Origin of the sequence: Nonlabens sp. Asnod2-A12 (assembly GCF_045063745.1) — a bacterium.
Lineage (GTDB): Bacteria > Bacteroidota > Bacteroidia > Flavobacteriales > Flavobacteriaceae > Nonlabens > Nonlabens xylanidelens.
In genome coordinates this window covers 325,734-339,537 of record NZ_JBEFOB010000003.1, presented here as the reverse complement: position 1 = coordinate 339,537, position 13,804 = coordinate 325,734, and the positions used below count along the sequence as shown (strand labels likewise).

Annotated in this window: 13 protein-coding genes; 2 read left to right on the top strand and 11 right to left on the bottom strand. The window is 34.4% G+C overall.

What is annotated here, in order from left to right; translation table 11 throughout:
- Positions 1–53: 53 nt before the first annotated feature.
- The 3 genes from ACJJVJ_RS01615 to ACJJVJ_RS01605 form a co-directional block, all read right to left on the bottom strand.
- A complete protein-coding gene (locus ACJJVJ_RS01615) occupies positions 54–2,618 on the bottom strand; it encodes a phosphoenolpyruvate carboxylase (RefSeq protein WP_405368497.1) in 2,565 nt (854 codons plus the stop codon).
- 27 nt (positions 2,619–2,645) lie between these two features.
- On the bottom strand, positions 2,646–2,894 hold the full coding sequence (locus ACJJVJ_RS01610; RefSeq protein ID WP_104514838.1) for an acyl carrier protein: 249 nt from the start codon (positions 2,892–2,894) through the stop codon (positions 2,646–2,648).
- Between the two features lie 135 nt (positions 2,895–3,029).
- The gene (locus ACJJVJ_RS01605) at positions 3,030–4,313 is read right to left on the bottom strand and encodes a beta-ketoacyl-[acyl-carrier-protein] synthase family protein (protein ID WP_405368495.1); all 1,284 of its coding nucleotides are present in this window, start codon (positions 4,311–4,313) and stop codon (positions 3,030–3,032) included.
- A gap of 184 nt (positions 4,314–4,497) precedes the next feature.
- Between ACJJVJ_RS01605 and ACJJVJ_RS01600 the strand changes: the two genes are divergently transcribed.
- Positions 4,498–5,763: a POTRA domain-containing protein gene (locus tag ACJJVJ_RS01600; protein WP_405368493.1), complete on the top strand. Its 1,266-nt coding sequence runs from the start codon at positions 4,498–4,500 to the stop codon at positions 5,761–5,763.
- A gap of 11 nt (positions 5,764–5,774) precedes the next feature.
- Positions 5,775–6,701: a DUF547 domain-containing protein gene (locus ACJJVJ_RS01595; RefSeq protein WP_405368492.1), complete on the top strand. Its 927-nt coding sequence runs from the start codon at positions 5,775–5,777 to the stop codon at positions 6,699–6,701.
- A 51-nt stretch (positions 6,702–6,752) separates the two neighbouring features.
- Here ACJJVJ_RS01595 and ACJJVJ_RS01590 read toward each other — a convergent pair whose 3' ends face one another.
- The 8 genes from ACJJVJ_RS01590 to ACJJVJ_RS01555 are packed head-to-tail and all read right to left on the bottom strand — an operon-like array spanning position 6,753 to position 13,795.
- A complete protein-coding gene (locus ACJJVJ_RS01590) occupies positions 6,753–7,193 on the bottom strand; it encodes a 3-hydroxyacyl-ACP dehydratase FabZ family protein (protein ID WP_405368491.1) in 441 nt (146 codons plus the stop codon).
- A gap of 35 nt (positions 7,194–7,228) precedes the next feature.
- Complete coding sequence (locus tag ACJJVJ_RS01585; protein WP_405368489.1) at positions 7,229–7,819, bottom strand: DUF6985 domain-containing protein; 591 nt, start codon at positions 7,817–7,819, stop codon at positions 7,229–7,231.
- A 22-nt stretch (positions 7,820–7,841) separates the two neighbouring features.
- The gene (locus ACJJVJ_RS01580; RefSeq protein WP_405368488.1) at positions 7,842–8,624 is read right to left on the bottom strand and encodes an SDR family oxidoreductase; all 783 of its coding nucleotides are present in this window, start codon (positions 8,622–8,624) and stop codon (positions 7,842–7,844) included.
- Positions 8,618–9,670, bottom strand: a complete 1,053-nt coding sequence (locus tag ACJJVJ_RS01575; RefSeq protein WP_405368486.1) for a type III polyketide synthase — start codon at positions 9,668–9,670, stop codon at positions 8,618–8,620. The genes ACJJVJ_RS01580 and ACJJVJ_RS01575 overlap by 7 nt, the downstream gene beginning before the upstream one ends.
- The gene (locus ACJJVJ_RS01570) at positions 9,671–10,390 is read right to left on the bottom strand and encodes a methyltransferase domain-containing protein (protein ID WP_405368485.1); all 720 of its coding nucleotides are present in this window, start codon (positions 10,388–10,390) and stop codon (positions 9,671–9,673) included.
- Entirely contained in the window at positions 10,374–11,483 is a 1,110-nt protein-coding gene (locus ACJJVJ_RS01565) for an NAD(P)/FAD-dependent oxidoreductase (RefSeq protein ID WP_405368483.1), read from the bottom strand. The genes ACJJVJ_RS01570 and ACJJVJ_RS01565 overlap by 17 nt, the downstream gene beginning before the upstream one ends.
- Before the next feature lie 34 nt (positions 11,484–11,517).
- Positions 11,518–11,769, bottom strand: coding sequence for a hypothetical protein (locus ACJJVJ_RS01560; protein WP_146080369.1), 252 nt, complete (start codon positions 11,767–11,769; stop codon positions 11,518–11,520).
- 25 nt (positions 11,770–11,794) lie between these two features.
- Positions 11,795–13,795 carry a thiamine pyrophosphate-dependent enzyme gene (locus ACJJVJ_RS01555; RefSeq protein ID WP_405368481.1) on the bottom strand — a complete coding sequence of 667 codons (2,001 nt, stop codon included), beginning with the start codon at positions 13,793–13,795 and terminating at the stop codon, positions 11,795–11,797.
- Between the last annotated feature and the right edge of the window lie 9 nt (positions 13,796–13,804).

Sequence of the window (13,804 nt, the reverse complement as noted above, 5' to 3'; positions counted from 1 at the left end):
ATTAAAGAAAGACTTCCTATTTTATTTATATAATTTAGAATGCAACCAGTTCCTTAAGCAGAATTACGACTTGCGTTTATATTCCCATAAAGAGATCTAGTCACCATTTGCTCATAAATCTCTAGACTACCAGATGCTTCATTATTCTGTATATCTTGGACCATTTTAAGTGCGTATTGTTGTATCGTTAATAGCGGTAAAACTATTTTTTCTCTAGCCTGTATACTTGCTCTTCCTGCTACTTCATTATCCATAAGAGCAGTCATTCCAGAAATCTTAAGCATGTACTTTTTAGAACGTTCATACTCTGCATAAATCAGTTTCCAGAATTCTCCATAAACAGGATCATGCTCCATATAAGCAGTTAAACCAAAGAATGATTTAGTAAGACTCATCATACTATTATCCAATAATGTACGGAAAAACTTATTGTTATTATATAAAGATTGAGCAGCGTCCCAATTGCCTGCTTTTTCCATAGTTTCTAGTGCTGTACCTACTCCATAAAATCCAGGAACGTTTTGTTTTAATTGACTCCAAGATCCTACAAAAGGTATAGCTCTTAAATCCTTAAATCTTAATTCTGTACTACCTGCTCTTTTACTAGGTCTACTACCTATATTAGTTTTTGCGTAATATTTTAAGGTACTCATTTTTTCTAAATAAGATAGAAATTGAGGGTGCGCCTTAAAGTCGGTATAGGTTTTATAACTAGTTTCTGCTAGTTGATCCATTGTAGCTTGGTCTGTAGCAGAGAAGTCATTTGCATCACTAGCATAAACTGCATTGCTCACACCACTACTTATCATTTGTTCTAGGTTGTATTGACAACTTTCTAGTGTACCAAATTTTGAACTAATGGTTTGTCCTTGTACGGTTAACTGTATGTGCTTTGCTTCAATCTTTGTTCCCATAGAAGCATAAAATTGATGTGTCTGTCCACCACCACGGGCTGGCGGTCCACCTCTACCATCAAAGAATACTATCGATACTCCATACATTCTAGATACTCTGGTAAGCTCTTCTTTTGCTTTATAGATGGCCCAATTTGCCATTAAATAACCACCATCTTTAGTCCCATCACTAAAACCTAGCATAATATGTTGTGTATCACCACGTCTCTTAACATGAGAACGGTATTTCTCGTTTTCATAAAGCGATTTCATGACATGAGGTGCATTTACTAGATCAGGTACGGTTTCAAATAACGGTACCACATCTATATTAGGCTCTTTCATATCACAAAGTCGCAACATTGCATAGACTTCCATAATATGAGAAGCCATTTGCGTATTAGAAATGATGTAGCGATTACAGCCTTTTTCACCATTGCGTTTTTGTATATGTTTTATGGCATATATACTACTCAATGTGCGTTGGGTGTACTCGTCCTTAAATTCGTTAGGATCTAGAGCTCCTTCTACCTCTACAAGTACGTTGATCTTTTCTACCTCAGATAAGTCGTTATAGTTGGATGGTAGTTCCGCTTTCGCGAAAGCGAGAATCTCATCAAAAACCGCGTCATGTGCACTACTATCTTGTCTTATGTCTAAGGTTGCAAAATGGAAACCAAATAGCTCTACTTTATGAATAAAACTATCTATCTGATCTAAAAACAGCGAGTTATGACGCTCTATAACAATAGTTCTGATACTGTTAAGTTTCTCAATAAGATCTGAAGCTGTAAAATCTAAAATTTCTATATCAAAAATAGCTCGATAGCACATTCCTTCTATGGAAGTAAGTTGCTCTTCTACACCTTTAAAAGTTAGTCTTCTACGCAGTTTTCTTACATCGCGGTAATAGTTTCTAAAAATAGTTGCACGTAGCCTCTTTGCTACATCTAGTGTAATATCTGTGGTTACAAATGGATTACCATCCCTATCACCACCTGGCCAGAAACCTATTTCAACTATTTGATTTTTAAATTCTTGTGGATTTTTAATATGCGTTTTTAGGTAGTCGTAAATATTCCCCATAGCATGATAAAATACATTTTCTAGGTACCATATTAAACTTATCGCCTCGTCAAAAGGTGTTGGCTTTTCTGTTTTAAAGAACGGTGTTTTACCTAATTGAGAAAGTAATAATTTTACTTCTTGAATCTCATTTGCCTTAATAGCGACACCTAGATCGTTAATAATACCTAATACAGAACCAGGATAAAACTGTGTAGGGTGCGCTGTTAATACCGGTCTTACTTTAAACTCTTTAAGATAGGCTGCAAGTTCTTCGGTCTTGTTTAAGGCAACGGCCTCGTCCTTTACACTACGTAGAGAACCGCGACCATCCAGATTATTTACTTTACCAAATGCAGCATCTTCTATCGCATCGAATAGTACAACCTGTCGTTCTATGTACTGTATAAACTTAAAGAGCATAGACTGTCGCTCTTCATCACTACTATCTCTTAAATATTTATTAAAGAAATACTGAACTATTTCTGTTGGGTTTTTTCCTTTTTCATATCCCTTTACACATAATTCATGAAAAAGAGGCAATAAACCTCCCGTATTAGAGATTTGATCAAATGGTAGTGTCATGAAAATACCATTGAAAATCTGGTATTTAGATTCTACTTCGTTTTTAAATCTTTCTATTTTAGGTAATCTAGACATAGGTCTTATTTTTAATGAGAAAATTGATTAAGCTGTTTTTGCTTTGACTATTTGTATGGCGTCCTTAACCGTTTGCATTTCTTCCATATCTTTTTCATCTAGCATAATATCAAAAGCGTCTTCCACATCTAGCGCTATATCTACTAGATGCGCACTGTTAATTCCTAGATCTTGCATTAAATGACTATCTAGCTCTATGGCAGTAGATTCTACATCTTGTGGTAAATACACTTTTACTATTTTAAAAAGCTGTTGTTCAATTTCTTTCTCTTGCATGTTTATATTTTCATAACTTCTCTAAAAATACTATCAAAAGTTGAATTAAAGAAGTCTATATTGGTCAGTTTAACTATATATAATGAGATTACATAAGGAAACTGAAAACTGATATTTTTTGTGAGGATAATGTAGTTAATCGCTGTATTCTTTGAGAATAACACAAGCATTTACATCTCCGAAACCAAAACTAGCTTTGGCAACAATTTTTAAATCTCTATTTACCATTTGATTAGGTATACAATTAGAATCTACTACATCCGTTATATCGGGATGCAAAGAGGTGATATTACTGTTTCCATAAACTACGTTATTCTTTAATTGTAATACTGTACCCACCAGTTCTATACTACCAGCTGCAGCAAGACAGTGACCTACATAAGATTTAAAGGTATTAATAAGAGGAAAGTTTTCTCCTTTTCTATTTAAAGCTACAGACCAATTTTTCACTTCAAAAGCATCTTTAGAGGTTGCAGTAAGGTGCCCATTGATAGCATCTATTTCTTGCGGTTTAATTTGGGCATCTTTTAAAGCTAATTTTATACAGTCTTGAACTGCCTGTCCATTAGGCGCTGTCATAGAGCCGTCTCCACGATGTCCACCAGAATTTAAAGCACCTCCTAGAACTTCTCCGTATATTTTTGCACCACGTTTTAAGGCACTCTCTAGACTTTCTAAAATAAACGCACCTGCTCCTGATCCTGGTACAAATCCAGCAGCATCGCAAGATATGGGTCTACTCGCCTTTTCTGGAGTTTCATTATACTTAGTAGGTAAAATACGCATGGCATCAAAACCACCCCAGATATAAGGTCCAGAATCACTGGTAGAACCGACTAACATTTGTGTTGCTTTACCAGCTGCTATGCGCTCATATCCCATTAAAAAAGCTTCGGTACCAGTACAACACGCACTCGAGTTGCTTGTTACTAGGTTACCGCAGCCTAATTCTCCGGCAAGCCAGGCGCTTATACCGCTAGTCATGGTCTGTATAACACTGGTACTTCCTAACCTACGCACTTTCTTTTGATCTATTAATAGTATGGCTTCTCTAAATTTCTCGCCTCCACTTTGCCCAGTACCGAATATGATTCCCATATCCTTCATGGCGACATCAGGACCAGCTATTACTAGACCTGCATCTTTAAAAGCTTCTTTACCAGCTATCACACCATAGACTAATCCGGTTGCTTTTAAGCCTCTCAATTGTAAGTTTGTAAAGTTTTCAGCTAATAATTCTTCTGTAATTTGTGGTGTTCCTGATACTTGACACCCAAAGTTTAAATCGGCTAGTTGTGGATCAAATCGTATTCCTGAGGTTTGTTCTTGTAACGCTTTCGCGAAAGCGGGAACCCCAACAGCATTAGGTGCTACAATTCCCATTCCTGTTATTACTACTCTATTCTTATGTGCATTCATCGTTTTACTAAATTACATAATCTATTAGTTATGAATAAGCATTTTAACAATAGCAATGCAAATGGTCAATAGTTCACAATTTTATCCCGTTAGTTTTATACTTCTGTGATGATAATTATGATTCTTTTGAACTTTATATCCAAGTAACAAGGTAATTTTGCTATATCAATCAACAAGTAGTTAGATGTTTAAAAAAATTACATTTTTCCTTTTTATTTTACTTTCCGGTGTTTTAAATGCTCAAGATATAATTGTAAAAAGTATAGAATTTACTGGTTTAAAAAGGACTAAAGAGTCTTTTCTTAAAAGATTAGTCAAAGTAAAAGCAGGTAATATTTATGATCCTTTTCAGGTCGCTACAGATGTAGAACGACTGAATAGATTACCTGGTGTGGCAAAGGCTACATTCACGCTAGATAAAAGCGATTCTACGGCATATATTCTTACTTATGAAATAGTAGAGAATTTTACCATTATCCCTGGTGTACGTGCGTCACAAGCAAATGACGAGAGTTTTGCTTTTAGATTATCATTATTTGAGTTCAACTTATTTGGAGAAAATCAATTGATAGGTGGTTATTATGGGCGTAACATTTTTGATTCTTATGGAGTCTTTTGGGAAGCTCCTTACTTGTTTACCAATAAATTAGGGATAGGTGTAAATTATCAAAATAACGTTTTAAGAGAGCCTATATTCTTTGATAATGATAATACCGTAAATTATAGATTTGATAATCAAAGTGCTGAAGTTTATGCCTTATATGAATTAGATTTTCATAATAATTTTCAATTAGGTGTACGATATTCTGACCAAGAATATAGTTACCTAGATGGTATCATTACTAGCGAGGTACCACAAGAACTTAGTGCCAAAAAATGGAGCGTTTTAGGAGAGTATGAGAACAACCACCTTGAGATAGATTATCAATACACATCTGGTTATAGGAACTTTACAAGCCTAGAGTTAATTACTGGTGGAGAAGGTTTATTAAAAGATGAACTTATAGCGCAAACCGATTTCCAATACTTTCAAAAAGTGGGAAAGAAAGGAAACTGGGCAAATAGATTAAAGCTAGCCTACGCTTCTTTTAATGAGTCAAGGTTTGCTCCTTTTGCACTAGATAATCAAATTAATATAAGAGGCGCAGGAAATAGCTCAGGTCGTGGTACAGCAGAAATTACTCTTAATACAGAATACCGTCACACGCTATATGAAAAAGACTGGTTTGTACTACAAAGTAACACTTTTATAGATGCTGGAACCTGGCGCAAGCCTAATGGTGGTCTTGATGACCTAGTCGATGGAAGTACGCTCAAAATTAACCCAGGTTTGGGAATACGTTTTATTCATAAACGTATCTTTAACGCTGTCATACGTTTTGATTACGGCTTTGGTGTAGGTAATAACGCTACTAACGGTTTCGTATTCGGAATAGGTCAATACTTTTAAAAATTACAATTATGAGAAATTTATTTGCATTACTTACCGTTGTTCTATTTATAACATCATGTAATTCACAAAAAAAAATAGCTGAAGAACATCCTAAGTCTAAGGAGGTGTCAGTACCGATGTCTAATGAGGTTGCTGTATCACAACCTGCTTTGATGGAAGCTGTTAAAAAAACGCCATCCATTAATCTTGAAGTTCCTAAAATAACTGAAAATAGTCTGCAAAAGACTAAGGAAGAGAAATCTATGGAAGAAACAGTAATTCAAGCACCTGTTCCAGTTATTGAAACTAGTACAACTATAGATCATAGTAGCTTTGATCAATTACTTAAAAAATATGTTACTAACGATGGTCACGTAGATTATGCAGGTTTAAAAAAAGAACGTAAAAAATTAAGCTCTTACATAGTTCTTATTAAAAACAACGCGCCAGAAGATTCATGGACTAAAAATGATCTACTAGCTTATTATATGAATGCTTATAATGCAATGACTATAGATTTAATCCTAAGAAATTATCCTACAGAAAGTATCAAGGATATTAAAAACCCATGGGAACAACGTTTCTGGCAAATAGGTGATAAATGGATCAATCTAGAAGAGATAGAACATCAAATATTAAGAAAAATGGATGATCCTCGTATTCATTTCGGTATTAATTGTGCATCGTTCTCTTGTCCACCTCTAATGAATGAGGCTTTTGTTGCAGATAAAGTAGATAGTCAGCTCCATCAACTAGCTGTTCAATTTGTTAATGATTCTAAACGTAATTCTATTACAGCAGATCGTGTTGAGATATCAAATATCTTTAAATGGTTTAAAAAAGATTTTACACAAGAAGGTGACATCATAGACTTTCTTAATAAGTACAGCAAAGTAAAAATTAATGCAGATGCTCGTGTGCGTTATATGGATTATAACTGGAATTTGAATAAGTAAGCTTGGATATGAGCTATGAAATAGATTATTAGAACATTAATTAAAGAATGTTTATTCTGTCAACATCATACCACTCATCCATCCTTCGGCGATTTTATTTTCATTTTCGTCCATCATTTGAACGACTACTTTCAGTTTTCCGAATCGAAAGTAGTCTTTTTTTGCACTTACAATAACCGTAGTTTCTGGTAAAACAGTGTTTAAAAAGTTAATGTGATTTTCTGTAAACACAAACTGTGGTTTACTATCCTTATCACGCATCAAATAACTACCTAAACAGGCTAGTCCTATTTGAGCCATACATTCTATAAGTATTACACCTGGCGTTACTGGTTGGTGCTCAAAATGATGTTTATAGAAGTACTCGCTTTCGCGAAAGCGGTAAATACCAATCACACTATCCTCATCTAATTCAAGTAATTGATCTACAAATTTGAACCCATCACCATAGGGTAAATTGGCTACTATTTTTTCTAAAGGGTTGAGAAGCATTATTATTAATTAAAATTACAAGTGATTTAAATAATTTATGTCCAAAATTTTTTCCACCAGGTATTTGGTTTCGAAACACCCTTTGTTTTAGAATTTGGGCCTATTAATTCGTTTTCATTAATATTGTAGGCTTCTGATTCAGTTAAGTGACCGTCTTGACTACTCACTCTAGTTAGTTTTATACCTTTAAAGAATACTAGTTGAAGTCCATGTTCATGTTCCCACTCACATTCACAGATAGCGTTAATATAAATATCTGCATCACTTCTAGAGACATAAATATTCTCTGGATAAACGAAATTCCATATCTCCTCTTTATATTGAATATCCCAAAGCATTTTATCTGCTTCATCATATTCGACTGCTTTTAAAAAATCCATACAATTTTTGAATATCGCGTTGCTAATAGTTAAACGATTTGTAACTCGTTTTTCTAAAAAACTACGAAGCGCAATATCTGCATCTTGTATGAAAGTAAGATCTTGACTAGGATTTAGATCAGTGAATGTAATTTTTAGTTTCTTATTGTCAAAAAATGGAATCTCAATTAATTCACTTTCCCACCAATCATCAAACTCATCATTCTGTCTTAAAACACCTATTATTTCACTTTTGATCGTTGTCATTCAATATAGATTTTAATTAAAATCACTGTAAACTCTCACCGCCATCCACTTTTACAATTGTACCAGTTATCCAGCTCGCCTCTTCTCTACTCATCAAATACACCACATTTGCAACACGCTCTGGAGTAGTTAATTCTTGATGCGGATTCCTTTTTAAGCTTTCTTTCTTAAGTTCTTCATACATCGGTATCATACTTAGACTTAAAGTATCTGTAACACCAGCTTGTATGCAATTAGAAGAGATTTTAAATGGAGCAAATTCTATAGCTATACTCCTATTTATAGCTTCTAGGGTTGCTTTTGCAGCACTAACAGCTGCATATGATTTCATGGGTCTTGTGCTACCTTCACTAGTAAAACTTAAAATTTTTGCAGGTTGTGCAAATAATTGCGCATCAAATAAAGCTTTGGTCCAGCTGTAGAGACTTATTCCCATAGAATGGATGGTTTGCTGAAAGTCACTAGTAGTTAACGTTTGCTCACCAGTAAGAGGTTTTAAATTGCCTTTAGAGATACTGTGTAACAAGACACTAATTTTTTGTCCTTTGAGAAACTCAATAATTTTTGCTGTATTCTCTTCTAATTTATCTTCTCTTGTGGCATCACTATTTACTGTAAGTAACTCGATACCGTAAGATCTTAATGTTTCAAATTTGGCTTCAATAGCTACTGCCTGCATTCTAGAAGCACGATAAAATATGATGAGATTCATTCCATGTTGGGCAAGTTTTAAAGCGCTGGCATATCCTAAACCACTACTGCCGCCTAGTATCAAACCGTATTTATTTTCAAAGTCTTTTACCATTCTAAAAGTATTCTTTGTGCCGTAAACCCAGGTCCGAAGCTTAACATTAATCCCTTAGAGTCTTTCTTTATATCACGACTCATAAAGCGTTCTAAAACAAATAGTACCGTTGCACTACTCATGTTTCCATAAAGACGTAAAACCTCTTTTGTGTCGTCGATATTCTTTCCTAAATCAGAGAACAATCCTTCAACAGTTTGTACTATCTTTTTACCACCAGGGTGAAAAATTAAATGATCTATATCTTTTATTTCTAATCCGTTTTTCTCTAAAAACGGATGTATGATTTTTGGGAAATGGCTCGCAATAGTATCCGGTACAGATTTATCGAGCACCATTTGTAAACCACTATTCACAAGGTCAAAACCCATCATATGTGTAGCATCTGGAAAATGGTACATTTCATGTCCTTTTATCACTGGTCCACTATCCTCATCACAAGAAGATAGTAAAACACAGGCACATCCATCGCCAAATATGGCCGCACTAACCATGTTTGCCATAGAAAAATCTCCTAATTGAAACGTAGCCGTAGGTGCTTCTACTGCTATCACTGCAGCTTTTTTACCAGGATTTGCTCTTAAAAAATTCTCTGCATAGATTAAACCAGATATTCCTGCAACACATCCCATTTCTGTTACTGGTAAACGCACAATATCTTGTCGCATTCCCATAGAGTTAATCAAATAAGCATCTATAGACGGTATCATTATACCTGTACAACTTACAGTTATGATATAATCCAGCTCTTGAGCTTTCCACGATGCTTTTTCTAGTGCTTTTTCTACCGCTTTTTGTGCTAGTGGTACCACTTCTCTTTTATAAATATCATTGCGATCTTGAAAAGAAGTACTTGTAAATACCTCTATAGGATCCATGATAGAATAACGTTTATCAACACCAGCACCTTCAAAAATCTTAATAGTTTTACGTCTTAAACGCTCCTCCTGACCAGAAAGCCATTCTTCTACAAATGGTAAAATATCCTTAGTTTCTTTATAATACTGCGGTGTTACCGTTGCTACACTTTTTATTTTTACACTCATCTACACTGGAATAATCCATATATATCGGAACGACCACTTCCATGTCAATCGGTCATTTTTAACGCCTATAGCTTTAGCATATTTTTTAAAGTCTCTAACCTTAAAACCAGATGCGATACTTATTAGGCCATCATGTTTTGAAATCTCATGCCTTATAAAAATAGGGCTTAAATATTTAAAAAATAGAAATGCAAGTTTATGTCTATGCAAGTCGTTGATTATAATTGATTTACTTGTAATTTCTTTAAATTTAGTCAAGAAGGTAACAATCTCATTATCATCAAAATGATGCATCGTTAAGGAGCTTATTAAAATATCACACTTTAAATCAGCTGGATTTATTTTGAGAATATCGCTTTCGCGAAAGCGTAATCTTGATAAACCTTCACTCTTCAATCTAGCTTTTTCAATAGAACGAGCTGCAAAATCGAGACCTAGAAAAGAGATATTTTCTTGTTTCAAATTCTTTTCTAAAAATCGCAACATCTCACCGTCACCACAGCCTGCGTCTACAATGGTTAGTGCTTTGTTAGGGTATTTTTGTAGTTCTTTTTTAATTGCTTTTAAAGTAAAATTAAAGCCATTGAGTAATCGATTTACTGTATTAATATCATCTACCGCATGTTGTAATGTGACCTGATCTAGATTAGGGTTATCCATCCATTCTGTATCTGTATTGCGATGGTTAGATCTGTATTTTATATTAGATAGGTTTCCCATGTGTTTTTTTAATAATTATAGGCAGTAAAAAAGGCAGTTTACTTAGAAACCAGAGTCCTAGCGATGTATACGTTTTATTTAAAAGAATACCTTGCAATAGTCGTCCTATCCATAATCGCTTACGGAATGTTTTATTCCATTCTTGTGAATAATCTGATAATGATTGATCTCTCGATATTTGATTACGAAGAAATGGTTCTAGACTTTTAAATGCTATTTGTGCACTATGTATGGCCATAGCCATTCCATTACCACAAAGCGGATGTATTAAACCAGCAGTATCTCCTAACATAAGTATGTGACGCTCTACGGCTAGTTTTTTTTCAAAAGATATTTGGGATATAGTTATAGGTTGTTCCCAAACAGGAGTCGCATTGTCTAAAAATGAGGCCAAATGTTTATTCTTTGATAACACTGCAGTATTAAAATCTGCTACATTTTTATGTTCTTTAAAAGACTTATAACTTGCTAAATAGCAAAGATTTACATGACGATTTTCAACCTTTGAAATACCTGCATAGCCACCTTTAAAGTTATGTAGTTCTACTAGATTATCTGGCATATCATATTGATAGTGCATTTTTACAGCTAACCATGGCGATTTATATTTCATAAAATCGCGTTCTAGCTTTTTATCTAGTATAGAGCGTTTACCAGTAGCCATGATAAACTGTTTACAAGTAAATTGATCTCTAGAAGTGTATACGGTAAATGTATCCTTATTAATATTACTATCAAGCACTTTATCTTCAATAAAAGTAGCTTTAAGACTCGCTTTTTTAAAAAGTAAATGATCTAAGTGATACCTAGAAATGCCTTTGCCACCTTGCGGTAAATTGCATTTAATTTGTTTAGAATCTGTGGTGGTAAAATTTAATTGTTCTAGGTTAATAGATGTTTCTTGATCTAGATCTATATCTAGAGTACGTAAAAAATCCATTACTTCATTACTCAAATATTCACCACACATCTTGTGTCTAGGGTAACTATCTGGATCAATACATAGAACTTTATAGTTTTTAGAAAACAAAATTGCCGCTGTCAGACCTGAAAGTCCACCACCGGCAATTATAATATCGTATTCTTTATCCACTATCCAAAGATAACGGCTAGAAGTAAATCAAATGTTAATTTGAATCATTATCTCTGTATCTTCTTTTCTGTACAAACTTTAAGATTAAATAAATAACCAATAAAGAAGAGAATAAAGAAAATAAAGTAACCGCTGTCGGCATTAAACTACCACCTTCTGGGTTAGGTCCAAAAAACACTAAAAAGGCAAATATGATCGTAAGTGCCCATAGTACATAGCGGAAGTTGTCCGCCTCATCCATAAATTTCATAATATGTTGTTGATTAGGTTCGTAAGGGGCATTCAAAAATATAATTTTTATTAGCCTAAAGTTAATAATTTAACAGTTTTTTTAATTTTTCTTTCAATTTATTTTTAGGTAGGTAATTATCTTCAAGTCCTTTTTCAAATGGTATCGGTGTATCTATACTACCTAATCTCATGACTGGAGCGTCTAAAAACTCAAAACATTCTTCACTAATAAATGCAGCAATGTCACTCGCTACACTACCTGTCAGGTTATCTTCGGTAAGAACGAGAACTTTACCTGTTTTCTTTACAGAGGTTATAATACTTTCATTATCAATAGGTAGTAATGTTCTAAGATCTATAAGATCTATATCTAATTTTTCTTCATCGATTAACTGCTTTGCCCAATGTACTCCTGCACCAAATGTTATGATAGTTGCTTGTTCTCCACTTCGTATAGTTAACGCTTTTCCTAACTCTATATTATAATATCCATTTGGGACGTCATCATATACCGATCTGTAAAGTGCTTTATGTTCAAAGAATAAAACCGGATTAGGATCTTCTATAGATGCTATTAATAATCCCTTAGCATCTGCAGGAGAAGATGGATATACTATTTTAAGACCTGGTACAGTGTAAAACCATGCTTCATTAGATTGAGAGTGAAAAGGTCCTGCTCCTACACCTGCTCCACATGGCATTCTTACTACTACATCTGCCTGCTGATTCCAGCGGTAATATGATTTTGCTAAGTAGTTAACAATAGGATTAAATCCACTACTTACAAAATCGGCAAACTGCATTTCTACCACAGCCTTCATTCCTGCTATACTTAGTCCCATACCAGCCTCAACAATGGCACTTTCACATATAGGCGTATTTCTCACTCGCTCACGACCATATTTTGCTACAAAACCATCAGTTATTTTAAAGACACCTCCATATTCTGCAACATCTTGTCCCATGATGACTAAGTTGTCATACTTTGCCATTGAAGCATCAAGTCCATCTTTTATAGCGTCTACTAATCGTAAATTTTGAGTAGAATTATCAGGTGCTACAGATTCAAAATGGTGGGATTTAAAAACGTCTGACAGTTCTTGTTCTGGTGTTGTTTTAGGTAACGCTTTCGCGGAAGCGGTATCTAAACCATCATTAATATCTTTTTTAATTTCTTCACTCCATTCTAACACATTATCGCTAGTGATGATGTTGTTTTCTAACAAATACTGCTCAAAACGTGTTAATGGATCACGTTGTTCCCAATATTTTAATAATTCATCTGGTACATATTTAGTACCACTAGCCTCTTCATGACCACGTCTTCTAAAAGTTTTAAATTCTATCAATACAGGATGCGGATTTTCACGAATATCCTTAAGAATAGCAGCTATTTTTGTGTAGACCTCTATAATATTATTACCGTCTATAATATGAGATTCCATTCCATAACCCAATGCACGGTCTGCTAGGTTTTCACAATTGTACTGTTCTGTAGTAGGTGTACTAAGACCATAGCCGTTATTTTCTATACAGAAAAGAACTGGTAAATTCCATACACTGGCCACATTAAGTGCTTCGTGAAAATCACCTTCACTCGTACCGCCTTCTCCAGTAAAAACGGCTGTTGCTCTACCAGTATTATTTAGTTTTTGAGCTAGTGCAATACCGTCTGCAACACCTAGTTGTGGTCCTAGATGTGAAATCATACCGACTATGTTATAGTCTTGTGTGCCAAAATGAAAACTACGGTCACGACCTTTTGTAAAACCGTCTGCTTTACCTTGCCATTGCGCAAAGAGTTTCCATAACGGAATCTCTCTTGTGGTAAAAACCCCAAGATTTCTATGCATAGGTAAAATATATTCTTCTTTATGCATAGCAGCTGTTACACCTATAGAAATAGCTTCCTGACCTATGCCCGAAAACCATTTTGAAATGCGACCTTGACGTAATAGAATCAACATCTTCTCTTCTATTAATCGAGGAAGTAACATTTTCTTATATAAACCTATAAGTACCTCTTTATCTAGGGTATTCTTATAAAGCTGATCTAAATTTGTGTGATTTGTGTCTATCATTATTGTGGA